This window comes from Pseudomonas sp. CCOS 191 (assembly GCF_001007005.1).
In the GTDB taxonomy this organism is placed as follows: Bacteria; Pseudomonadota; Gammaproteobacteria; order Pseudomonadales; family Pseudomonadaceae; genus Aquipseudomonas; species Aquipseudomonas soli.
In genome coordinates, this window is the sequence record NZ_LN847264.1 from 5302501 (window position 1) to 5327274 (window position 24774).

Consider the following 24774-nt stretch of genomic DNA (forward strand, 5'->3'; position numbering starts at 1 on the left):
CATGGCAAGGCTCCATTATAGAGAGCAGGCAGGTCGTCGCCGCTTTACCGCCACGACGCCAGCCTTGTAGTGTTGCCTCAACCATAACGCCGCAGGGCGCCCGGCTTGTTAGCCAGCACGTCCCGCGTCATTAGCGCCTGGCTAACGAGGCCCCATGGAGATACGTCACTTCCGCTACTTCCTTGCCGTCGCCCGCCACGGCCACTTCACCCGCGCCGCCGAACAACTGGGTATCGCCCCGCCGACCCTGAGCCGGCAGATCCAGGACATGGAGCGTGAGCTGGGCGTGCGGCTGTTCGAGCGCAGCCAGCGCGAGGTAAGCCTCACCGCTGCTGGCCAGGCCTTGCTCACCGAGGCAGAACAGGCGGTGCAGCAGTTCGACGCCGCACAGTTGGGTGCGCAGCGTGCAGGTCGCGGCGACAGTGGGCGGATCGAGCTCGGCTACGTTGCCTCGGCGGCTTACTCCGGCACCCTGCAGCAACAGGTCAGTCGGTTTGCCCAGGCTTATCCCGGCATACAGATGAACATTCGCGAAGTGCCCATGCTCGAGCTCCCCTCTCTTGTCGACGAGGGCCAACTCGACCTCGCCTACTTGCGCTCGCCGATGGAGCTGCCGCAGACCCTGAATGCCATCGCCCTGCATCAGGAAGGTTTCGTCCTGGCGCTGCCGGCCAACTCGCGCCTCAACGAACTGAAGACCATCCCGGCCTCACGCCTGGCCGACGAAACCTTCATCTTGCCCGAGCAGATCTCCGGCACCCTGGCAATTGCCAGCCAGGGCAGTTTCACCCCCCGCCTGGGGCCGCAACCGGGCAGCCTGGTGGCGGTGCTCACCCTGGTGTCACTGGGCCAGGGCGTGGCCGTGGTACCGGCGTCGGTGGTCCAGCGCATCAGTTTGCCCCAGGTCAACTACCGGCCCATCGCCGACGCCCAGGCAAGTTCATGGCTGAGCCTGGTGCACCGCCGCTTCGAAAAGTCGCCCGCAGTGCTGCGCTATATAGAAGGAGTGCGCCAAGGTGCCGAATGATCACCTACGTGCCGGCTATCGGGCGCTGCTGGTGGTGCTCGCCTGCCTGGCCTGGCCCGCGTGGGCCGGCGACACCATGCAGACGATGACGCTGGGCAAGCCTGCGCCCTACCCTTTCTTCACCTATGCCAATGCCAGGCTCGACACCCGCCTGCCGGTCCAGCACGCAGTGATCGTGCTCCATGGCGTGCACCGTGATGCCGACCACTACTATCGCAGCGGCCTGACCCTGCTCGGCAATGCGGGACTCACCCAGGACGACACGCTGCTGCTGGCCCCCCGTTTCTTCAGCGAAGACGATCCCCAGGCAACGCCCACTCCGCCCTTGTGGGTGAAAAGCCAATGGCTGCAGGGCCACGAGTCCGTGGCCGGACGCTCCGGCATCTCGGCATTCGCCGTGCTCGACGACCTTCTCGCCTACCTTGCCGATCGTCATCGATTTCCACACCTTGAAGACATCACCTTAATTGGCCATTCCGCCGGCGGCCAACTGTTGCAGCGCTACACGCTGCTCGGCACGGGCGACCAGACGTTGCGCGCCCTTGGCATCCATGTGCGCTACATTGTCGCCAGCCCCTCCACCTACCTGTACCTGGATGCCAACCGCCCCCTTGGCGAAGGCTTCGCCCCTTTACCTGCCGCGCAGTGCGCCGACTACGACCGTTACCGCTATGGCCTGCCAGGCGCACCGGACTACTTCGTCACGCAGCATCTCGATGCCCGCCAGGTGCTAAGCCGCTACGCCGCGCGCGACGTGACCTACCTGGTCGGCGAGCGCGACCGCCACCCGCACAGCCGGATCATGGACCGCAGCTGTGCAGCCCAGGCCCAGGGCAGTGACCGGGTCGAGCGGCAACTCAACTACCTGCGCTACGAGGCTTTTCTGGCCCAGCGCTGGTCGATAGCGTTCTCACATCGTCAGTACGTACTGCCGGGTATCGGCCATGACCCCGCCCGCCTGCTGACCGATCCAGGCGTTGCCCAGCTGCTGTACCCCGGCCACTGACATACCACCACGCCGCGCATACACTCGAGCCCTCCCCCTTTCGGAGACGTCCAAGGTGCATCACGCAGGAAGCGATGAACATCCACCGTCACGTGCCCGAGCTGGCGCGGTCATCTGGCTTACCGGACTCTCAGGCGCGGGAAAGTCGACACTGGCCCAGGCCCTGGCCCGAGAGCTCCATGAGCTTGGACATGGCTGCTACGTGCTCGACGGTGATGTACTGCGCACAGGGCTGAATGCCGACTTGGGTTTCTCGCCCGAGGATCGCCACGAAAACATCCGCCGCACAGCCGAGGTGGCGGCGCTGTTCGCCGATGCCGGGCTGATCTGCATTGCCGCGTTGATCTCGCCCTATCGCGCCGGACGCGCCACCGCGCGCCAGGCCTGTAAGGCGGGCTTCCACGAAGTGCACGTCAAGGCTGATCTGGCCACTTGCGAGGCCCGCGACCCCAAGGGTTTGTATCGCCGCGCCCGGGCGGGAGAGTTGCCGGCCTTCACCGGTATCGATGCGCCCTACGAAGTGCCGGAGCGACCGGAGCTGGTGGTGAAGACGGCACAAGTGCCGCTGCCGATAGCAACGGCGCAACTGTTGGCGTACGTACAGCAGCGGGTACTGCACCAACCGCAGTAGGCGCGGGCTGACCCCGCGCCTGCTGGTGGCACTCAACTGCCCGGGGCGATATCGCCACGCTGCCAACGTGCCTCGTTGTTGCCCAGGGCCTGGGCAATGTCGGCGAGTTCGCCGGACGGCAGGGTCTGCGGCAACGGGTCGAGCCCGGCGCTGGCGAACACCTGGCCATAGCTGTTGCGCAGCTCGGCATAGGCCAGGTCGCGGCGCAGGTCGGCCTGCAGCGCATTCAGTTCCCCCTGGATCAGCTCCAGCTCGCCAATGCCCTGCGCCTGGTGGCGATTGCGCAGTTGCTCGACGATCTGCTGGTCGAGGGCGACCAGTTGCTGGCTGGTGGCGAACTGGCGACGAGCTTCGTTGTAATTGGCATTGGCCACGTAGAGCTGGGCCAGGATGGCCATCGACATCGCCTGGCGACGCGCCTCGACCACCTGCTCTCCAGCCTTGGCCACATCGATGGACGCCGGCCCCGACAGCACGTTGAACAGGTTCCAGGTGACCTTGACGCCGTAATCGGCCCAGTGCTGATTGGTCAGGAAGCTGTTGCTGTCGTAGTGCCCGCCCGCCGAGAACTCCAGCCCCGGCAGCATGCGCAGCATCGACTTGCGTACCTCGGCGGCGCTGATGCGGGCCTGGTAGTCCTGTTCGCGCAACTCGGGGCGCGTGGCCAGGGCCTGCTGCTCCAGCGCTTCGAGGCCTACCTTGAGCTCCGGCACGCTGTAGTCGTCGGTGGCGGCGAGGGTCAGCTCGCTACCCGGCGGCAGGTTGATCAGCGCCCCCAGTTCAGTCTTGGCCAGCGACAGCGCGCGACGCTGTTCCTCCAACTGGCGGGTGGCCTCGATCAACGAGCGCTGGTAGTTGAGCGCCTGGATCGGGTCGCCGATGCGCTGGTCACCCATGCGCTGGCTGTTGTCCCGGGCCTGCTCGACCCGCACCATCAGCGCGTCGATCTGCTTGAGCAGGCGCTCGGCGGCGACCGCCCGCCAGTAGGCCGAGCGCACGTCCTGGATGATGGTCTGCACCACCTTGCGCCGGCGTTCCTGGACGATCAGGCGCTGATCGCCCTGTTGCTTGGCGCTGACATAGCTGACACCGAAGTCGAGCACGTTCCACACCATGGTCAGGTCGGCCACGTCGCGGTCGCGGTCCTGGGAGGTCGACGGCTCCAGGGACTGGGTATTGGTCAGCACGCTCTGGCTGCTCGAAGCACTGACATTGCTGCGCCCGGCGTAACCGGCCGACAGGGCCATGCGCGGCAGCATGTCGAAGGTGGCCAGGTCGACCTGGCGCTGGGCCAGGGCTTCTTCCATGATCTTGAGGCGTGCCTCCAGGTTGTACTTGACCGCACGGGCCATGGCCTGGTGCAGGGTCAGCGGCCCTTGCAAGGCCTCCTGGCCCTTGAACATGCTGGCAAGGTCCGCCCGCGCCCGCTGCTCGCTGACGCTGCGGTCGATGGGTTGGGTCTTGACCGCGCACCCTGTTACCGCCAGTGCCAGTACGCTTACCGCAAAAATCCTCGATGCTCTGCTCATCCCTGTCCGCCCCCTTGGTACGGCACTGCTTTTCTTCTAATTGGATTGCTCGCGTGCGCCGGCTCAGGCCTGCGGCACGGGTACCTCGACCTGCCCCAACGCCTGCGCCAGTTGCCTGGCCTGGTGTTGCTCCCCCTCCCGGAAGGCCTGCAACTGCTGCCCGAGGGTCGGCGCCCCGGTCAGGCCCTTGCCCGCCCCCGCCTCTGCCCCCTGGCGGAATGGCTTGCCACCGCTCAGTTCATACTGGCCACCGTCATCCAGCAGCGTCTTGTCGAAGATGTTGGCCAGGCTGCTGGCCCCGAATACATTGGCGTCACCACCACCAAAGCCGAGGAAACCGGCTCCCGAACCATTGCCGATACCGCTGTCGGCGTGCTGGCCGGCGAATACCTGGGCCAGGTAGCTGGGCGCCAGCGCACCGTTCTGGATGAACAGATTGCCCAAGGTCGGCAGCCCGCCGCCCGTTGTCGGCACCTCGAACAGCGGCTGTGGCAGCAGCGGCGACTGGAACGGCGCCGTTACCGGCAACGGTGCGATCACCACCGGCGTGCCTGGGCTGGCCTGGCCCGGGCGCGCCGGTGGGTAGGCGCGGAATTCCGGATCACCGTCGGTCGACTGCAATGTCACGCTTTGCCCGGCGAAGCCGCCGACCAGGGCGTTGCCTGCGCCATCGCGAATGCCCGTGCCACTGGCCTTGAGCCCAAGGGCCAGGCCACCACTGCCTGCCACCCCTGCAACATTGACCTGCCAGGTATGGCCGTCGAGGCGTACCAGCGACTGCAGCGTGCCGCTGGCGTTGCCACTGGCCAGCAGTTCGAAGTCGCCCAGGCCCACACCGCTGACGTCCTCGCTGAAGGTCACGGTGAAGGACTGGCTGCCCGGCGTCGGCGACGGATTCGCCACGATCGAGACCACACTGGGTGGTGTGCCGTCGACAATGACCCCGTGGCTGTCGCCAATATTGTTCAGCCCCGGTGTCAGTTGATTGCCGGCCGCATCGTGCAGGCTCGCGCCATTGGCCGACAGGCCGAGCACCTGGATGCCATCGGCATCGTTGTCGCCGGCCTGGATCTGGTACTGGAACACCAGCGTCGGCGTGCCTGAACCGGCCACGAAATCGGCGTAAACCGTGCGCCCGCCGACATCCAGGGCAAGCCGTGGCACGCCGTCGACCAGCACCGCTTCGCTGGTGTTGACCACGAAGGTGAGCACATCGCCCGTGTTATAGGGGACGCCGACCGGCACGCCGACACTGCTCACCGTGGGGGCGTCGCGGTCGATGTTGTATGTGGCGCCGGTCAGGCCACCGACCAGTGCGTTACCGGCCACATCAGTGATACCCGTGGCACTGCCATTGAGGTTCAGGCCCAGGGTGCCGGTGCCGTGCACGCCACTGACGGTGATCACATAGACTCCACCGCCCAGCGCTTGCAGGCCGCTGAGCGTGCCGCTGGCCGAGCCGGTGCCGACCAGGCTGAAATCGCCGAGGTCGACGCCATTGACCTGCTCGTTGAAGGTCACGGTGAAGCGCACGCTCTGGGCGTTGCTCGGCGACGGGTCGAGGGTGACGATGCCGACCGCGCTCGGCGCCTGGGTATCGACCAGCACCTGGTGGGTATCGGCCACGCCATTCAGGGTCAGGTCCATGGCGTTGCCCGCGGCGTCGACAAGGGTCGCGCCATTGGCGGCAAGACCGGTCACGGTGATGCCATCAGCGTCGTTGTCACCGGCCTGGACGAGGTACTGGAACACAAGGGTCGAGGTGCCGGCGCCCGCCACCAGCTCGGCAAACACCGTGTGTCCACCGATGTCCAGGGCCAGGCGCGGCGCCCCGGTGACCTGGACCGCTTCGCTGGCGTTGACCACGAACACCAGCGCGTCACCGGCGTTGTAGGAAACCCCCGCTGGGCCACCGACGCTGGTCACGCTGGGAACGCGGGTATCGATGGCATAGTTGTTGGAATCGGTACTGCCCACGCCGGCGTTGCCGGAAGACGCCGCGACCACGCCGCTGTTGTCCAGGGTGATCAGGTTGCTGGTGTCCTCGACCCCGTTGCCGGGTGTCAGGGTCGCGGTCCAGGTGATGCCACCATCGCTGCTGCTCAACCCGCTCAAGGTGCCGTTGGCCACCATCAGGTCGGCCAGGGTGAAGCCGCTCACCGCCTCGCTGAAAGTGATGGTCACCAGGCTCGACTCGCCCGCGCGCAGGGCCGTATCGGCAACCACGACGGTGGCGGTTGGGACGACGGTGCTGACCGTATAGTTGGCCGATGAAGTGGTGCCGGTTCCGCTGTTGCCGGCCAGGTCGGTGTAGCCCGTGTTGTTCAGTACGATCAGGTTGGTGCCGTCCTGCACACCGTTGCTCGGCGTGAAGATGGCGGTCCAGGTGATACCGCCGTCGGCGCTGGAGAGCGCGCTCAAGGTGCCGTTGGCCACGCTCAGGTCGGCGTTGCTGAAGCCGGTTACCGCCTCGCTGAACGTGATGGTCACCAACGAGGTTTCACCGACACGCAGATCGCTGTCGGCCATGACGATGGTGGCGGTTGGCCGCTGGCTGTCGACAGCGTAGTTGTTCGAGTCGGTGGTGCCGGAGCCGGCATTGCCAGCCGCGTCCGTAACCCCGCTGTTGTCCAGGGTGATCAGGTTGGAGGTGTCGGTGATGCCCGCAGTCGGCGTCAGGGTCGCGGTCCAGGTGATACCGCCATCGCTGCTGCTCAGCCCGCTCAGGGTGCCGTTGGCCACGGTCAGGTCGGCGGTGGTGAAGCCGCTCACCGCCTCGCTGAAGGTGATGGTCACCAGCGACGTCTCGCCAATCGCGAGGCTGCTGTCGGCCACCACGATGGTTGCGGTCGGGCGTTGGGTGTCGATGGCGTAGTTGTTCGAGTCAGTGGTGCCGACCCCGGCATTGCCACTGCTCGCGCCGACCACGCCGCTGTTGTCGAGGGTGATCAGGTTGCTGCTGTCGGTGATGTTGCTGGTGGGGGTGAAGGTCGCGGTCCAGGTGATGCCGCCATCGCTGCTGGAGACAGCGCTCAAGGTGCCATTGCCCAAGGTCAGGTCGGCATTGCTGAAGCCAGTCACCGCCTCGCTGAAGGTGATGGTCACCAGCGACGTTTCGCCGACCCGCAAGGCGCTGTCGGCGACCACGATGGTGGCAGTGGGGACCACGGTGTCGACTGTGTAGTTGGCCGACGAGGTGGTGCCGACGCCAGCGTTGCCGGCCAGATCGCTGATACCGGTGTTGTTCAAGGTGATCAGGTTGCTGAGGTCGCGCACCCCGGCGTTCGGGGTGAAGGTCGCGGTCCAGGTGATGCCGCCGTCGCTGCTGCTCACAGCGCTCAGGGTGCCGTTGGCAATGGTCAGGTCGGCGTTGCTGAAACCGGTCACCGCCTCGCTGAAGGTGAAGGTCACCGTGGTGGTTTCACCCGCGGTCAGGGTGGGGTCGGCAATCACGATGGTGGCGGTCGGGCGCTGGCTGTCGATGGCGTAGTTGTTCGAGTCGGTGCTGCCGGAACCGGCGTTGCCGGCGGTGTCCGTCACCCCGCTGTTGTCCAGGGTGATCAGGTTGGAGGTGTCGGTGATGCCGGCGGTCGGCGTCAGGGTCGCGGTCCAGGTGATACCGCCATCGGCGCTGGACACTGCGCTCAAGGTGCCGTTGGCCACCGTCAGGTCGGCACTGCTGAAGCCAGTCACCGCCTCGCTGAAGGTAATGGTCACCAGCGACGTCTCGCCGATCGCGAGGCTGCTATCGGCCACCACGATGGTTGCGGTCGGGCGTTGGGTGTCGATGGCGTAGTTGTTCGAATCGGTGGTGCCGGAGCCGGCGTTGCCGCTGCTGGCCCCGACCACGCCACTGTTGTCCAGGGTGATCAGGTTGGTCGCATCCTGGATATTGCTGGTTGGCGTGAAGGTGGCGGTCCAGGTGATACCGCCGTCGGCGCTGGATACCGCGCTCAGGGTGCCGTTGGCCACCGTCAGGTCGGCATTGGTGAAACCGGTCACCGCCTCGCTGAAGGTGATGGTCACCAGCGAGGTTTCACCGATACGCAGCGCCGCATCGCTTACCACCACGGTGGCCGTGGGTTGCAAGGTGCTGACGCCGTAGTTGTTGGAGTTTGTGGTACCGCTGCCGGCGTTGCCGGCCAGGTCGGCCACCCCGCTGTTGCTCAGGGCGATCACGTTGGTGGCGTCCTGCACGTTCACCGAAGGGGTGAAGGTCGCCGTCCAGGTGATGCCGCCGTCACTGCTGGAAAGCCCGCTCAAGTTGCCGTTCGGCGCCGTCAGATCGGCCAGGGTGAAGCCGGTGACCGCCTCGCTGAAGGTAATGGTCACCGTGGTGGTCTCACCGACAGTGAGATTGTTGTCGGCGACCACGATGGTGGCCGTCGGCCGCTGGGTGTCGATGGTGTAGTTGTTAGAGTCGGTGGTGCCGCTACCGGCGTTGCCGGCCAGGTCGGCCACCCCGCTGTTGTCCAGGGTGATGAGGTTGCTGGTGTCGGTGATGTTGCTCGACGGGGTGAAGGTGGCCGTCCAGGTGATCCCGCCGTCGCTGCTGGACACCGCGCTCAAGTTGCCGTTGGCCACGGTCACGTCGGCATTGCTGAAGCCAATGACCGCCTCGCTGAAGGTGAACGTAACCAGCGACGTCTGCCCGATGGCCAGGGTGGGGTTGGCCACCACGATGGTCGCGGTCGGGCGCACGGTGTCGATAGCGTAGTTGTTCGAGTTGGTGGTGCCGCTGCCTGCGTTGCCAGCGGCATCGCTCACCCCGGTGTTGTCCAGGGTGATGACATTGGTCGCATCGGTGATGGAGCTGTTCGGGGTGAACGTCGCGGTCCAGGTGATCCCGCCGTCGCTGCTGGAGACAGCGCCCAGGGTGCCGTTGGCCACCGTCAGATCGGCATTGGTGAAGCCGGTCACGGCCTCGCTGAAGGTGATGGTCACCTGCGACGTTTCACCGATGCTCAGGTTGCTGTCGGCCACCACGATGGTCGCCGTCGGGCGCTGGGTGTCGATGGCATAGTTGTTCGAGTTGGTGGTGCCGCTGCCGGCGTTGCCGGCGGCATCGCTCACCCCGGTGTTGTCCAGGGTGATGAGGTTGGTCGCGTCGGTGATAGCGCTGGTCGGGGTGAACGTCGCGGTCCAGGTCATCCCGCCATCGCTGCTGGTCACGGCGCTCAAGGTGCCATTGGCCACCGTCAAGTCGGCACTGGTGAAGCCGGTCACGGCCTCGCTGAACGTGATGGTTACCTGGGACGTCTCACCGATGCTCAGGTTGCTGTCGGCCACCACGATGGTCGCCGTCGGGCGCTGTGTGTCGATACTGTAGTTGGCCGAACTGGTGGTGCCTGCGCCAGCGTTACCGGCCAGGTCGGTGACGCCGGCGTTGTTCAGGGTGATGACGTTGCTGGCGCTGGTGATGTTGCTGGTCGGAGTGAAGGTGGCGGTCCAGGTCTTGCCACCATCGCTGCTGGACACCGCGCTCAGGGTGCCGTTGGTCACCGTCAGGTCGGTATTGGTGAAGCCGCTCACCACCTCGCTGAAGGTGATGGTTACCGTCGCCGTCTCGCCCACTTTCAGGGCCGTGTCGCTGAGGCTGATGGTGGCTGTTGGCGGTACGGTCTCGTGGATGGCCACCGTGACCGACGCCGCGCTGGAAGTGGCGCCGTCGCCATCGTTGATGGTGACCGACAGGGTACGGGTGGCCTGACCGATGCTGTTGGCGGCATTGCTGTTGTCGTAGGTAAGGTTGCGCACCACCGCCTGGACCGCTGCGGCCGTGGCATTGCCGTTGAACGTCAGCACCAGGTTGGCGCCGCCCGTGCCGCCGGTGTAAGTGCCGATGGCCACTCCGCCATAGCTGACCGTATTGCCGCTGACGCCGATCTGCCCGGCGCCGGTGCCTTGGTTGCGGATACCCAGCAGATCTTCGCCGGCCACGCCGTTGCCGCTGACCGCCACGGTCAGGTTACCGCCGGCAAAGTCGGCCGAGTCGCTGTCGGTGACCGTGGCGTTGCTGCCGCTGTCGAGCAGCACGGCGCCACTGCCTTGGGTGAAGGTCTGGCTGTCGCCGTTGAGGTTGGCGATCACCGGCGCGGCATTGGGCGGCTGGACCACCACCGAGGCGGTGCGGGTGGTGCTGCCCATGTCGTCATTGATGCTGACGGTCACGCTGCGCGTGCCACTGGTGTAGGCCCCCGCAGCATTGCCATAGGTTACTGCGGCGAGCACCGCACGATACTGGGCCAGGGTGGCCACGCCGCTGAGCGATAGCACCGCAGTGCCTGAACCGCCGATGGTGATGCCGAAGCTGGCCGCCGTGGCGATCTGCCCGGCGGTGAGCGACAGCGTCTCGCTGCCGCCATCGAGCACACCGCCCAGGGTCAGGGTGGCCCCGCTGACCTGGGTGTCGCCGTCGGATTGGCTGATGCTGATGTTCGGCACGATCACCACTGGGGAGCCGGCGAAGTTGACTGTGCTGTCGTTACCCCCGGTGCCGGTGTCCAGGTCGACCAGCGGTGGCGCGGAATACAGCACCTCGTAGGCACCGATGTCGACACCGCCGCCACGGGGTCGGTCGAAGCCGCGCAGGTCGGTGGCCGGCGCACCCGCCTGGGTGCCCTGGTCGATGGCGTTGCTGGCAGTGCTGGCCAGGCGGTAATCGCCGCCGGCGGCATTGACGAAGTTGACCGTCGTGCCGATCAGGTTGGTGGTGCTGGTGTAGCCACCACCACTGCCGCTGTTGGTGGCGGCATCGAGGGCAGCGCCATTGACGGTGTTGCCACTGATGATGCTGTTCAACACCGTCACCGTGCCGGCGCCGCCGGTGGCCCAGCCCAGGCCGGCGGAGTTGATGGTGCCACTGCTGGTGTTGAGGTAGGTGTTGTTGGCGATGGTGCTGTTGACGATGGTCACCGACCCACCGCTATTGCTCAGCACGATGACCGAAGCACCAGCGACCGTGGCGGTGGCGGCGTAGGTCCCACTGTTGTTGTATATCGCCACGTTCTCCAGGACGTGGTTGTTGTTGCCGCCCAGGCGCACCAGCGACGACATGCCGGTGGCGCCGACAATGCTGGCGTTGTTGTCATGAATCGTGGTGTTGCGGATCACCACCGTGGAGCCAGTGGTGGTCGCCGAGTTGATCACGGTGCCGGCGTTGTCCTGGAAGTTGGAGTCCTCCACGGTGATCGAGCCGCCGTTGGCGCGGATGGCGCCACCGGTGATGTTGCTGGAAAAATGCCGCATGTCCAGGTTGCGCACCGTCAGCACACCGCTGCCGTTGCTTTGCAGGCCCGAGGCCTCGCCGGCATCGCGGATGTTGTTGCTGTTGACGTCGCCACTGAGGATGATGTCGCTCTTGCCGTCGCCGTCGACATCACCGTTGATGGTGATGTTGCTGGTCACCACCAGCGCCGTGGCCGACGACCAGCGGATGATCTCGCCTTTCAGGTTCTGGTGGAACACGATGATGTCGTTGCCGCTGCCCGCGGCGGAGCCATCCACCGAAGTGTCGGTGTTCGCGGCCTGGATGGCTTCGGCCAGGGATACCTGGCCATCGTTGGTGATGAGCGAAGCATTTTTGCTGGTGACGGTAATGGTCGCCAGCGAGGTGTTGAACGCCGACAGGTCACCGCGCTGCACGCCCACGCCAGTGGCCACGGCGCCAGAGATGGTCTCCAGCTCCCAGTCCTCGCCTGCGCGGTTGCCGGTCGAATCGGACGAGGCGCCCACATCGGCGCCACTGAGCCGCGCCACCTCATTGACGAACAACTGGCCATCGCTGCCGGCGCCGGTGTTGCAGGCAAAGAAGCGGATATCGCCGCCCGGGGCCAGGCTCGCGCCGATGCGCGCCAGATCGGCGCCATGGCTGGCCAGTTGGTTGGCCCAGATGGCATTGCCGGCCAGATACACATAGCCGCTGTCGCCGTGGCTGATGATATCGACCGAAGTGACGTCGCTACGGCCATTGAGGTAGTCGGCGATCTGCTTGAAGCCATCCTTGCCGTTATCCAGCACCACCACCTCGACCCCGGCAGGCAGGCCGGCGATGAGTTTCTGGTAATCACTTACCGCAGAGTCGACGAATACCACTTCATGATTGCCCGGAGCCTGGGAAATCGGCGCGGTGGCCGGTGTGGCCTGATGGGCCGGTTCGTGGGCGGTGTTGTCGCGGGTACTGGCCGCATCACTGGCGGCGCTGGTGTCCTTGCCCCCGGTGGCGGCTGCGGCGGCTTCGACCGCCTGAGCCCCCTGATCGGCGACCACGCCTACCGAGGCGTCGAACATCATGCGCGGTTCCAAGGCCTGGATGAGGCTGGGCCGGCTCGCGGAAACGTTGGGTGTGTGGGTGTCTTTACCGCGTTTCCAGAATGCCATGATGCCCTCGCTCAGCCCTGCGGCTGCTTATGCCTGCCGTCCCTGCAGATGAGGGCGGCCTGTCCTTGTCTGGTAATCCTGAACGGACGACGGGGCGCCGATGCGCGCCCCGCTGCCCTGCCTGCCGAAATCCTGGCCTCAGTTACGGGATGGGAAGATCCCTTCGGTCGCAATGATGAAGTTGATGCCCAGGTAAGGGCTCTGGTTCGAGAACGGCTGGTTGCCTGGTGCGGTCGCGCCCGTCGTGGCAGGGATGGTGAGGTTGAAGGGCTTGAGCGTGGTATTGCTGGCGGTGGAGGCGTAGATGTCGATCGACACACCCGATCCGGACGAGTCCTTCGGTTTGGCCAGTACGCCGGTGGTCGAAGGGGCCGGCAGGTCGGCGTCACCTTCTGCGGCAGGGATGGCGACCGATACGGTCTGGGCGGGAATGTTCACGGCCTGCGACGCCATGTTCAGCGATGTCAGCGTGGTAGTCGGCGTGCCGGCTGCCTCGCCCAGCACGACACTCGGCAAGCCTGGCCCCTGCCCCTGCTGGACAGGTGCGCGACCACGCAGGTCGGGCAGGGCGAATGTAGTCTGGCCATTACCACCGTAGGTCGTACCCAGAATCGAGAACAACGCGGTGTTCGTGGCGATGCTCAACAGCTGCCCTTGGCAAAACATCCAGCCCCGTGGCGCGAAGTTTCCCGCGAACAATGTGATCTGACCGATGAATGGCTCACTCATTTACTGCACTCCTTTGACAACGCGGCAAGGACGGGCCTCAAGGCCCGCAGGTAATCACGTTCGTGACAGGCACGCTCAGAGCTGCCGATCGGCGTGGAAAATGGTCTGGAGCTCCGGCCCCCTTGGGTATCGGGGCTCACCGGTTGCAATCGCGGCAATGGACGCTGGCCGACTCATCTTCAGCGACAAGCCGTTTTCGCCGACCACCTGGAACCCACAGCGCTGATAGAGCCGCAAGGCCGGGTTGTGGGAGGTCACATGCAGGCCGGCGCTGAGCCCCCGTTCATCGGCACGTGCCAGCCACTGGCCGAGCAGCCGGCTGCCGATGCCTCGGCCGCACCAGGCGGGTAGCAGGGCCATGTCGATGAATTGCACGTGGCTGTCGGCCCACAGCAGGTAGGCACGGCCAATGGGCTCGCCCGCCATTTCGATGACAAGGAAGTCGGCGTCGGCGAACTGGGCCTGATAGTGGTCGTGCTGGGCCTGGAACTGCTGGTCGAGGAAAGCATCGATGGCGGCCTGCGGCCACGGCAGCAGGGCCATTTCGGCGGCACGCGTGGTGCCATAGAGCTCGCGCAGGAACGCCCGGTCGGCGTCCACCGTGGGACGGAGGTTCACCTCGAGGATGGACATCGGGTCTGGCTTCCCTGCGTAAGGTTACCCCATGGTGAGGGGCGCACATCCAAGTGAATTGTCCTACACGATCATTCGCAGCGTAGCCGAAGAACAAGGCATATAGCCACTACCCGAGCGTGGTCTTTATGTTTATTTTCTCAAACACCCGTTCGAGGTACTTTGACGCCACTTTCTAGGCATTTCGCAACCGTATGGATTCCAAAGCGTTGTACGGCTGCAGGGCCCATCGGGCGACTGCCGCGCGCACCTCGTCGCTGGCCTCGTCACGCTTGCGCTGGCCATCGGCGCTGAAGCTCATGGCCGGCTGCTTGGCGTCGAAGGCCGCGACCGCCTGCAAATCCGCTACTGCGCCTGGCAGGATGCCGAACAGTGGCGCCAGGCGCCCCCAGACAGCATCGGGCAACTCACTGTAGTTCACCGCGATGGCGCCTTCGCGTTCGCACAACGCTAGGCCAGCCGCAAGGATTTCGCCAATCATCCGGCAGGTGTATTGCACCGCGCCCATGCCCTGGGCATCGGTCAGCACACTGTCGAGCCCAGAGCCGCCGAGCAGGCCCGGCACCCGGTGCATGCCCGGCTGGCGCAGTTGGGAAACGACGATCTCCAGCGGGTCACGGTAGAGGAACACTCGTGGCACCTGGGGATACAGCGCCGTCAGCAATGGTGCGTCGAAGATGTTCCAGGCATCGAGCTTGATCAGCAGCTGGCGCTCGTCGCCCCGACGACGCTGACCGTAGGCCGAACACAGCGCCCGCAATGCATCGGCCTGCCAGGCGGCGGCGGACGGGTCCTGGCGCGCGGCACGCAACAGGTTGTCCAACGGCGGCGGCTCGGACAGCACGATATTTCGCACTTGGCTGACCAGCAATTGGGCGATCAGCGTCGAACCACAGCGTGAAGCATGGAACACCAAGGCCGAGGGCGTCAGCCCCGGGCTACGGGCGTGCCAATCGAGCAAAGCCGAGACATCGGTGTCGCGGCGCATAGCCTGGTTGAACGGCAGGCGTAACGCCTGGTCGACGTCGTCGCGGAAAAACGGCCGGGCCAGGCGCCTCTCGCCGAACCAGCACCAGTCCACCCGCCACCCGGCGTCGCCTTGCCAGAGGCGGATGGGCAGCCAGCCGTGAAAATCCATCGGGGTATTCACACTCGCCATTGATCGCTCCATGCCTGCTTGCCCCGACGCATGGCGCCCAGGACCTCTGCCTCGGAAAACGCCAGCCCTAGCTCGGCACCAAGGCGCACCGCCTCGGCCACGAAGGCCCGGGGCTCCTCCAACGCCTGTAGTTGCGCGGCCAATGCCGGCGCCTCACTCACCTGCTGGCGAAACCGTTCGAATGCCTGCCCGGCCCTGCCGGGCTGCAATGCCGGCGTCTGTGCCAGGCCTTCGCCGATCAGCGCCAGCAGCCAAGGGTCGGCCGCGCAGTCGAGTACCAGGTGGATGCGCTCACCGGGTCCGGGGTTGTTGACCCGGTGGGGGCGCGACAGGTCGATGAACCAGCACTCGCCCGGGCGCATCGGCACTTGCAGGCCATCCACAAGGAACTCCACGCCCGGGGGGCTCAGCAGCGGTATGTGCAAGCGCAGGCAGCCGCCTGGGCGCCCGAGGTCAGGGTCTCGATGCTCGTGAATCCTCGCCCCCGCCCCCAGGCGTAACAGGCGGGCGGCGCGCAGCGATGCCTGGAAGGGAGCGAGTGCTTGCTGCCAGGCCGGCTCGCCTTGCCACCAGGCCAGGTTTGTCGGCGCGCCTGTGCCTGGGGCCAGCGGCAACGGCGCGTCCTCGGCGGCGACCAGCGCCACACCGCTCCAGTCACCCTCGTGGTAGCCCCGGTTGAAGTGCGCCTGCCAGACGTGAGTGTCCAGCCGGGTCAGGGCCTGCAGCAACGCGGGCAGGTTCGTGGGCAAGGTAAGGCGGGAACACAGTGGCAGAGCGGTCTCGGTCATGCGGGCTCCTTGCGTTGGCATTGTCTTGAACGGTGTTCCTGGCATGGACAGCCTAAAGACGACGGGTCCCTGGAGGGGAAAGGCCGCCTAAAAACCACTCTCACGAACCCCCAACGCCGCCAACCGTCGCCAGGCGGCCCCCAGCAACGACTCGCGCGCGCCCTCCAGTACCGCCACCCCACGCAGCGGCTGGGCCACATCGGGCACTTCGCCCAACGGGCTCAAACGCACGCCGTACTGGGCCTGCACCGGCTCCGCACGCTGCTGGCCATCACGCCGCACGGCTACCGGGCCATGGCGGTCGGAGGCCAGCGCTTCGAGCTCCAGCACGGCAACGCCAGTGGCATCCACCTGCTCCACGCGCACCGGCAATGCCGGGCGCGCCGGGTCATCGGCGATGAAGCGCCCTTCGCTGCCGGCCGCCACCCGCCACAGGTCGGCCTCGGCCAGGTAGCCGCGCAAACGCAGCCCCGGCTCGACCACCCGGCCCAAGGTCTGTGCCGGGCTGACCCATTGCCCCGCTGCCAGGCCGGCCGGCAGGTCACGCAGCACACCGTCGCGGGGCGCGCGCAGCTGCAGGCGCTCGCGCTGGGCGGCCAGGCCGCGGTACTCGGCCACGGCTTCGGCCAGTTGCTGCTCGAGCACGCCGGCGTCCGCCGCCGTCTCGCTGCGCCCGGCCTGGCGGCGCAACAGCAGCTGCAGGATGTCGATCTCGCGGCGCACGATGGACTGGCGCGACGTCAGGTCGGGCGATTCCAGCTCCACCAGCAGCTCGCCCTGGTGAACCGCCTGCCCTTCGCCCACTGGCAAGCTTTTCACCCGTGCCGCCACTGGCGCATGCAGTGCGCTGACGCGGGACGCCTCGAGCATCGCCGGCACGTCCACCGCGCCACGCCAGGGCAGCACCAGCACGGCCAACAGCAAACCCAGCCCGGCCGCCACCCGCAAGGTCTTGCCCGGCGCCGCCTGACCACGGTGCAGCCACCATTGCCGCAACTCCTTGTACACCGGCAAACCGATGAACCAAGCCAGCTCCACCAGCATCAGGAAGATGCCCAGCACCTTGAAGAACAGGTGATACACCGCGAGGGCAATACCGAAGAACAGCACCGCGCGCCACAGCCAGGCGCCATAGCCCCACACCAGCAAACGACGGCGCATGGTCGGCGACCAGGCTTCCGGGGCCGGCTCGCCATAGCCGAACAGCGCCTCGCGCAGTCGCCAGCGACACAGGGCAAAGGCGCGGTTCTGCAGGTTCTCGACCCGCCACAGGTCGCTGATCAGGAAGTAGCCGTCAAAACGCATGAAGGGGTTGAGGTTGACCAGCAAGGTGGTGATCCAGGTGGCGCTGGCCAGCATGAACGCCGCCGTGCGCGCCGGGCCGTCAGGCAGCAGCGACCAGGCCAGCAGCGCCAGCACCGCCAGCAGCAGCTCGGCGAACACCCCACCGGCATCGATCAGCAACCGCGCACGGCGGTCGCTGACGCGCCAGGCATCGCTGACATCGGTATAGAACATCGGCAACAGCACCATGAACGCCAGGCCCATGCTCTGCACCCGGCACCCGGCCCGCTTGGCCATGAAGGCGTGGCCGAATTCATGGCAGAGCTTGGCGAACCCCAACGCCACGCCAAAGGCGAGGATGCCGCCGAGGCTGAACAAGTGCGGGAACGTGGCGATGAAGCGCGACCAGTCGCGGATCACCAGGAACACACCCAACGCCAGCACCAACGGCAGGGCGTAGCGCAAGATCCAGCCGCCATGGCGTTCAAGCACCGGCCATGCGCGGTTGAGGAAGGCATCCGGGCGCCACAGCGGAATCCGGAAGAACAGGTACTGGTGCAGCACACGGGTCCACAGGCTCTGCCGGGTGGCGGCGGCCTTGGTCGCATAGCTTTCGCGCTGGCGAGCATCTTCGGCGCCGATCAGGTCGTGCTGGCCGAGAAACAGCAAGAGCTCTTCCAATGCCTGCTCGTCGACTGCCAGGCCAGGCTCGGCATTGGCGGCAGCCAGCACACGCTGCGGGTCACCCAGGCGCCAGTGCTGCAACAGCCGCACGGCGCCACCGCCCAGCTTGAAGTAACGCCCGCGCAGCGGGTCGGCCAGGGTCCACTGTGGCGCGCCGTCATGCCCGGCCGCCGCCGGCGACAGTTGCAGGTCGGCGCGCAGCGCCGGCAGGGTCACAGCCCCAGCCCCTGACGCAACGCAGCCAGCGGGCGACGCAGCAGGTAGTAGACCAGCGGAGCGCGCTCGCCATATACCTTGGCGGTACCACGCAAACCGATGCGCGGCGGTGCCTCGTCGAAACCGGCATCCAACCGATAGGCCAGTTGCCCGGCTGCGGTGGCCTGGGCCTCGTAGGCCGCGCGTTCCAGGCGAGCGCCATGACGGTGCAGTGGGTCGCTGTCGAGGAACAACGCTACTTCGGCGCCAGGCTGCAAGGCGATGGCATCGCCCACCGGCAGCTCCAGGCGCAGTTCGGCCTGCTGCGGATCGGCCAGTTGCATCAGGCGTTCGCCGGTCTGCACGGGCTTGCCGGTCCAGCGCTCGGCGTCGGCGAACACCGCGATTCCCGCACGCTCAGCGCGAATTTCGCTGCGGCCGAGGAGCTGGCGGGCGTAGTCGAGTTCGGCGCGTTTCTGTTCCACACGGGCGGCCAGCAGGTCGAGGCGGGCATTGGATTCGGCATCGCTGAAGGCGCGCTGGGTGCTGGCCTTGAGCTCGGCCTCGGCGACCCCGAGGGCGCGCTCGGCGACATCGACCTGGGCCTTGAGGGTGGTGGCGTCGAAGCGCACCAGCAGGTCACCGACAGCGACCGTCTGGTTGGGCTTGACCAGAAACTCGGCGATCACCCCGTCCAGCGGCGCGGCAACCACCCGCCCTGCCCGCGGCACGACTTCGGCCGGGGCCAGCACCGACTGGCGCACCGGCACCAGCAGCACCAATAGCGACAGTCCCAAGGCCACCAGCAGGCGCCGCCGTGGCCAACGCAATCGCCAGGGTTTGGCCGGGCCCAAAGCCAGCCAGGCATGGGCGTAAGTCTCCCCCAACTGAGTGAGCAGGGCTTGCTCGGCGGGGTTGAACGCCTGGTCGCGGGCCAGCCACAGCCCGCCGAACACTTTGCCCTGGCGATCAAGCAAGGGCAGCCAGAATGCGTGGGCGGCGGATAGCGAGCGCCAGTCTGCCTGGGCCTGGATGTCCAGCGTCGTCGGATCCACGGCCCCGGCCTGGGCCGCGACGCCGGCTGCCTGGAGTGTGTGAGCGGCGCGTTCGACAAACGCCACGAACGGCGCATGGGCCTCGACCACACTGATGCCGGTCAGTGCCCGAACCTTGCCGGCGATCAGCAGGGCGGCATGGCGAAAACCGAACAGGGTTTGGCCATCGTTGACCATGTTGTAGGCCAGTTGCTCGGGACCAGTCGCCTGGCGGGCCTGGCGCTGCAGGCCGAGAAACAGCGCGAAGGCGTGCTCGGCCACACCCGTGGCGGCGGCCGTCATGGTTGCGCGGCGAAGTGGGCGGTGCCGCTCATGCCGGCCAGCAGCCCCTGGCTGTCACGGGGCAGTTCGCCGATCAGCAGCAACGTCTGGCTGCCCTCGTCGATCCGGGCGCCGACGCGCTTGACCTGTGCCTGCAGCGGCTTGCCGGTCTCATCGGGAACGAACTCGAACGGCTGGCCTTGCTTGAGCTGCCCCAGCCACCGCGAGGGCACCAGCAAGTGGATTTCCAGCGAGCGGTTGTCCACCACCTCGAGCAGCGGCGAGCCACTGGCGACGCTTTCATGGGGCTGGGCCCGGCGCTGCACCACCCGGCCATCGAACGGCGCGCTGACCACGCAGCGCCGGACCTGCACCTGGTACACCTGGGCCTCGGCCTGGGCCTGGGCCTGCTTGGCCTCGGCCAGCGACACCTCGAACTGACCGACCGACTTCAGCGCGGCCAGTTGGCGGTTGTGGTTGAGTTCTTCGCGAGCAGCGCGAACGGCGGCCTGGGCGGCGTTGAGCTGGGCCTGGTAGGCGCTGCAATCGAAGCGCGCCAGGGTGCTGCCCTGCTTGAAGTCCTGGCCATCGGCATAGGGCATCTCGACGATGCGCCCGGCCAGCTCACTGGACAGCACGGCCTGGTCGCGGGCACGCAGTACGCCTCGGGGATTCTGTCCGGCGCTGGACGCTGCGGGGGTATCGAGCAAGGGGTCGGCGGGCGGATCGCCGGCCTGCGCCAGTGGCAGGTGCAACAGACCCAGGGTCAAAGCCAGACGGAAACCGCGAAGCATGTTGCGCACTCCCTTGCGAGCTGATGGCCGGAGTGTAAGACAAAAAATGATGGCACGGATATATCACGCCGATGAAGATCCGGGATGCTCACAGTGCGCAAGGAGCAGGCCTTGGAACGGCGTGGGAGCGGGCTTGCCCCGCGATGAGGCCAGCCAATGCGACCACGCCACCAGGCACGGGCGTCGCCAGTGTTCGCGGGGCAAGCCCGCTCCCACAGAAACCGCGCAGGCTTACAGAGTCCGGGTCAGCCCGGCGACCGCGCGGCCACCGCCCGACGCACATGCCCTCGGGTGGTGATGATGCCGAGGAACGAGATCACGATCGCCAGGCTCAAGGTGGCGGTGACCTCGGCGCGGTGTTCCTCGGTGAACATCATCACGGTCAATGCGCCACTGATGAACAGGATCACCGCCCAGGTCAGCCAGGGGAACAACCACATGCGGAACTTGAGGTTGGCGTTCTCGCGCTCCAACCGCCCACGCATGCGCAGTTGCGAAATGGCAATCACCAGGTACACCAGCAAGGCAATGGCACCGGAGCTGGCCAGCAGGAACTCGAACACGCCCTTGGGCGCGAAGTAGTTCAGGATGGCGATGGCCGCGCCGATCAAAGTACTGCCGAACACCGCAGCACGCGGCACGCCAACCCGTGAAGTGTTCTTCAGCAGCGCCGGCGCATCGCCGCGCTTGGCCAGCGAGTACATCATCCGCGAGGCGATGTAGATCGACGAGTTCATGCAACTGGTCACCGCGATCAGCACCACGAAGTCGACCATCAGCGCGGCATTGGGGATGTTCATGATTTCCAGCGCGCGCTGGTAGGAGCCCACCACCGCCAACTGCGGGTCGTTCCAGGGCACCACCGAGATGATCACGAAGATCGACAGGATATAGAACGTACTGATGCGCCAGATCACCGAACGGGTGGCCTTGGCGATGTTGCGCGCCGGATCGCTGGACTCGGAGGCAGCGATGGTCACCGCCTCGGTGCCGATGAAACTGAACATCACGGTGATGAAGGCTCCGACCACCGCCGACCAGCCCTTGGGAGCGAAGCCGCCATGCTCGTCGACCAGCGTGCTCAACCCGCTGACCTCGCGCTCCGGCAACCAGCCTGCCAGTGCGGCAAAACCCAGGCCGATGAAGCCGAGAATCGCGGTGACCTTGAGAATGGCGAACCAGAATTCGAACTCGCCGTACTTGGCCACGCTGAACAGGTTGGTGCAGGCCAGCAACAGCACCGAGGCCAGGGCGAAGATCCAGCTGTCTACCTGGGGGAACCAGGCGTTGAGCACATGCCCCGCGGCCAGCGCCTCGATGGGGATCACCAGCACCCAGAACCACCAGTACAGCCAGCCGATGGTGTAGCCGGCCCAACGGCCGATGGCCTGGTCGGCATAGGTGGAGAACGAGCCAGTGTCGGGGTGAGCCACGGCCATTTCGCCGAGCATGCGCATGACCAGCACCACCAGGGTGCCGGCCACGAAATAGGAAAGAATGGTGGCGGGCCCGGCAGCCGCGATGGCATGCCCGGAGCCGACGAAAAGTCCCGCGCCGATGATGCCAGCGATGGACAGCATCGTTACGTGACGTGGCTTGAAACCTTGAGCAAGGTTGCCATCAGTTCCCACGGTGTTCATTGGTCTTGTTCTCTTTTTACTGACACAAGGAAGGGACGGGCAGGCGTAGGCGAAACGGTCTCCTCGGCTAAGGGCGGAGTACGTTGCGCACGCTCTGTTACGGCCTTCTCATGCGCCCGGGGCAACGCACCATGGGGATGCGGGCTCCACTTTAAGCTGGGCGCGGCGCGAGCAAAATGCTCGAAAACGTCAGACAACTGTTCGATCACGACACCGCGTGCCCATGCACGTCAGTCAAGCCCCCGGACATGCCTGATTGCGTCAGTCGCGGTCACGCAGGTAATCCAAGTAGAAGTTCACCAACGCGAACACCACGATCACCGTGACGATCATCAGGCCGATCTGCAGGTTGCTCATGGCGTTCTCCAATTGGCGATACCAGGGAAAGAAGGGGTCGGCCGCACATCGGGACGTTTGGATTGCGCAGGCACCACCATGGGACGACGCCCCCGGGCCAGGCGCTTGAGCGCCAGCACCATGAGCACGCCCAGCAACAGCATCGCCAGCACCAGCACGGCATAGGCCAGCCACCAGGGAACACCCGCGGTCATCATGCTGAACTCGGACATGCCACCAATGCTGGCGATCAGGTTCAGTGGCAGGAACACCACGTTGATCAGGGTCAGCTTGCGCAGGGTTTCGTTCATCGCGTTGTTGGCCAGGTTGCCGCGAGCGTCCATCAAGCCGGCGAACACCGTCGAGTAGATCTCGGCCTGCTTGTGGCACTGGTTGTTCTCGATGACCAGGTCGTCGATCAGCGCCAGCACCTCAGGGTTGAAATGGCGCTTCTCGCCATGGGCGCGCAAGCGCGAGAGCACCGCGCCATTGCTGTGGATGGCGTTGATGTAGTGGATCAGGCTCTCGCTGAGGTTGAACATCTGCATCAGGTGATGGTTCTCCAGCGATTGCTCGAAGCGCTGCTGCAGTTCGCGGGCGACCATCTTGATCACCTTCAGGTGCCCCAGGTAGTGGTGCAGGTTGTCCAGCAGGATGGCCAACAGCACATCCATCGGATCGTGCAGCGCATGGCGCTGCCCAAGGCCATCGAGCAGGGAGGCGTCCGGGGCGATCAGCACCAGGTGGCCGTCGACCATCAACATGCCGAACGAGGACACCTGGAAGGCGAAACTGTCGCCCCCGGTGTAGCTCTCCGGGCGTTTCCAGATCAGGAACAGGCCATCGCGGTGCAGTTCGAGGCGCGACACCTCGTCCGGGTCGAGTGCCGAAGCCAGGGCATGGGCGTCCAGGTGGAACCACGCCTGCAACAGTTCACGCTCGGCGCTGTCCGGTTCAACGAACAGCAGCACCTCGCAATCGAGCCCCTTGCGCTTGCGCAACTGGCCATGGGTCAGGCTGTAGCTTTCGATCATGCCAGCACCTCGTTACCAGGCTTGCCCCCGACGCTTCTGCTCCAGGCGGCGGATGAATTCCTCGAGCACCAGGGTGTAGAGGTCGTCGTGCAGGTAGGCATCCTCTATGCCAGCGTCGAGGTTGGGGTTGTCGTTGACCTCGATCACCACCACCCGGTCACCGACCTGCTTGAGGTCGACGCCGTACAGGCCATCGCCGATCAGGTTGGCCGCCTTCACTGCCAGCTCCACCACCGCCCGCGGCGCCTCGTGCACGGCCAGGGTGCGGCACTCGCCGTTGACCTCGTCGCGCTGGGCCTGATGGTTGAAGATCTGCCAGTGGCCCTTGGACATGAAGTACTGGCAAGCGAAGATCGGCTTGCGGTTGAGCACTCCGATACGCCAGTCGTACTCGGTGTAGAGGTATTCCTGGGCGAGCAGCAGTACCGAATGCTCGAACAGTTCGGCGGTGGCGGCCTGGAGTTCGCCGGGGTCCTTGACCTTGATCACCCCCCGGGAGAAACAGCCGTCGGGAATCTTCAGCACCAGCGGAAAGCCCAACCGCTCGCCGATGCCTTCCAGGGCCTGAGGGTTGTCGCGGTAGAGGATCTCGCTGGCCGGCATGGCCAGGCGATGGCTGCGCAGCAGGTCGGTCAGGTAGACCTTGTTGGTGCAGCGCAGGATCGATGCCGGGTCGTCCATTACCACCAGCCCTTCGCTCTCGGCCTTCTTGGCGAAGCGGTAGGTGTGGTTATCGACGCTGGTGGTCTCGCGGATCAGCAACGCGTCGTATTCGGCCAGTCGGGCGTAGTCCTTCTTGCCGATCAGCTCGACGTCGACCCCCAGCTGCCGCCCGGCGCGGATGAAGTGTTCCAGTGCCTTGGGGTTGGAAGGCGGCAACGCTTCGTCAGGGTCGTGGAGGATCGCCAGGTCGTAGCGCGCCACCCGGCGCGAGCGTGGCTGGCGCCAGATCCTGCGGCTGAAGCCATCGAGGGCGTTGGCGAACGGGTCCTGCTGGTCTTCACGCAACTTGTGCAGCGCACCGGCCTTGACCCCGGCGATATGCCAGGTACTGGTCTTGCGGAACTCCACCAACAGAATCGGACACGGGAAACTTTCGAACAGCTGGCGGGCGATGTCCTGCAGCGGTTCCAGATCGGTACGGCCGAAATACAGGGTCAGGGTGAACCCTTCGGTTTCTCCGTAGGGGTGATTGGCCAAGGCACTCTCGAGGCTGCGCGCCATGTCGTCGAGGGCCAATCCGTATAACGACTTTCGGGTTAACTCACTGATACTTCTGACCGAGGGAATAACTTTATGCCCGCGCGCCTCGGCCAACAACGAACAATAATAACCGTGACCTAGATACTTGTAATTACGGCATAGGTTAATCACTTGTACACGCTTTCCGCTGTCAGCCTCGCGCGGTTCTTCCAGGTACTCCTGGGCCGTCACGACGTCCTCGCTGGGCAGGTAGGAAGCCCAGTCTTCACGCCGCTCAACGATGATTACCAGCTGACTTGACTTGTTATCCAAGGTCAGAGGATAAATAACACCAGTCGTACTTGAGTGTGAACTTTCCCCGGGCCAGCCAGGCAAGGGTTCCTGAAACGATGACATTGTTGAAGCCC

General features: G+C 65.7%; 16 protein-coding genes (1 of these 16 only partly in view). 3 read left to right on the forward strand and 13 right to left on the reverse strand.

Going from position 1 to position 24774, the window contains the following annotated elements; translation table 11 throughout:
* Positions 1–3 carry the 5' end (the start) of an MFS transporter gene (locus tag CCOS191_RS23640; protein ID WP_046857230.1) on the reverse strand. The gene continues 1554 nt to the left of window position 1, outside the view, so the window shows 3 of its 1557 coding nt (coding positions 1–3); it begins with the start codon at positions 1–3; its stop codon lies off the left edge, out of view.
* Positions 4–154: 151 nt separating this feature from the next.
* Here CCOS191_RS23640 and CCOS191_RS23645 point away from each other — a divergent pair, with 151 nt between their 5' ends.
* Genes CCOS191_RS23645 through cysC form a run of 3 tightly spaced genes read left to right on the forward strand, consistent with a single transcriptional unit; the run spans position 155 to position 2664 of the window.
* Positions 155–1027: a LysR family transcriptional regulator gene (locus CCOS191_RS23645; RefSeq protein ID WP_046857231.1), complete on the forward strand. Its 873-nt coding sequence runs from the start codon at positions 155–157 to the stop codon at positions 1025–1027.
* Entirely contained in the window at positions 1017–2033 is a 1017-nt protein-coding gene (locus tag CCOS191_RS23650; RefSeq protein WP_231867456.1) for a hypothetical protein, read from the forward strand. Before CCOS191_RS23645 ends, CCOS191_RS23650 begins: the two co-directional genes overlap by 11 nt.
* A 55-nt stretch (positions 2034–2088) precedes the next feature.
* Positions 2089–2664 carry an adenylyl-sulfate kinase gene (cysC, locus tag CCOS191_RS23655; protein ID WP_046857232.1) on the forward strand — a complete coding sequence of 192 codons (576 nt, stop codon included), beginning with the start codon at positions 2089–2091 and terminating at the stop codon, positions 2662–2664.
* Between the two features lie 32 nt (positions 2665–2696).
* On the opposite strand, the gene CCOS191_RS23660 is transcribed toward cysC, so the two are convergent.
* The 12 genes from CCOS191_RS23660 to CCOS191_RS23715 all read right to left on the reverse strand — a co-directional run bounded on the left by CCOS191_RS23660 (position 2697) and on the right by CCOS191_RS23715 (position 24763).
* Positions 2697–4193 carry a TolC family protein gene (locus tag CCOS191_RS23660; protein WP_046857233.1) on the reverse strand — a complete coding sequence of 499 codons (1497 nt, stop codon included), beginning with the start codon at positions 4191–4193 and terminating at the stop codon, positions 2697–2699.
* Positions 4194–4256: 63 nt separating this feature from the next.
* Positions 4257–12572 carry an Ig-like domain-containing protein gene (locus tag CCOS191_RS23665; RefSeq protein WP_052752658.1) on the reverse strand — a complete coding sequence of 2772 codons (8316 nt, stop codon included), beginning with the start codon at positions 12570–12572 and terminating at the stop codon, positions 4257–4259.
* Positions 12573–12710: 138 nt separating this feature from the next.
* Entirely contained in the window at positions 12711–13301 is a 591-nt protein-coding gene (locus tag CCOS191_RS23670; protein WP_046857235.1) for a phage tail protein, read from the reverse strand.
* A gap of 75 nt (positions 13302–13376) precedes the next feature.
* Positions 13377–13934 carry a GNAT family N-acetyltransferase gene (locus tag CCOS191_RS23675; RefSeq protein WP_082120484.1) on the reverse strand — a complete coding sequence of 186 codons (558 nt, stop codon included), beginning with the start codon at positions 13932–13934 and terminating at the stop codon, positions 13377–13379.
* Positions 13935–14109: 175 nt separating this feature from the next.
* On the reverse strand, positions 14110–15093 hold the full coding sequence (locus CCOS191_RS23680) for an aspartyl beta-hydroxylase (protein WP_046857236.1): 984 nt from the start codon (positions 15091–15093) through the stop codon (positions 14110–14112).
* Entirely contained in the window at positions 15081–15881 is an 801-nt protein-coding gene (locus tag CCOS191_RS23685; protein ID WP_046857237.1) for an aspartyl/asparaginyl beta-hydroxylase domain-containing protein, read from the reverse strand. The genes CCOS191_RS23680 and CCOS191_RS23685 overlap by 13 nt, the downstream gene beginning before the upstream one ends.
* Positions 15882–15968: 87 nt before the next feature.
* Positions 15969–18065 carry an HlyD family efflux transporter periplasmic adaptor subunit gene (locus tag CCOS191_RS23690; protein WP_046857238.1) on the reverse strand — a complete coding sequence of 699 codons (2097 nt, stop codon included), beginning with the start codon at positions 18063–18065 and terminating at the stop codon, positions 15969–15971.
* Entirely contained in the window at positions 18062–19381 is a 1320-nt protein-coding gene (locus CCOS191_RS23695) for an efflux RND transporter periplasmic adaptor subunit (RefSeq protein ID WP_046857239.1), read from the reverse strand. The genes CCOS191_RS23690 and CCOS191_RS23695 overlap by 4 nt, the downstream gene beginning before the upstream one ends.
* Complete coding sequence (locus CCOS191_RS23700; RefSeq protein ID WP_046857240.1) at positions 19378–20154, reverse strand: efflux RND transporter periplasmic adaptor subunit; 777 nt, start codon at positions 20152–20154, stop codon at positions 19378–19380. Before CCOS191_RS23700 ends, CCOS191_RS23695 begins: the two co-directional genes overlap by 4 nt.
* 245 nt (positions 20155–20399) lie before the next feature.
* Positions 20400–21794, reverse strand: coding sequence for a GABA permease (gene gabP, locus CCOS191_RS23705; protein WP_046857241.1), 1395 nt, complete (start codon positions 21792–21794; stop codon positions 20400–20402).
* A gap of 353 nt (positions 21795–22147) precedes the next feature.
* Positions 22148–23164, reverse strand: coding sequence for a magnesium transporter CorA family protein (locus tag CCOS191_RS23710; protein WP_046857242.1), 1017 nt, complete (start codon positions 23162–23164; stop codon positions 22148–22150).
* A gap of 12 nt (positions 23165–23176) precedes the next feature.
* Positions 23177–24763, reverse strand: a complete 1587-nt coding sequence (locus CCOS191_RS23715) for a RimK family protein (protein WP_046857243.1) — start codon at positions 24761–24763, stop codon at positions 23177–23179.
* Positions 24764–24774: the final 11 nt, after the last annotated feature.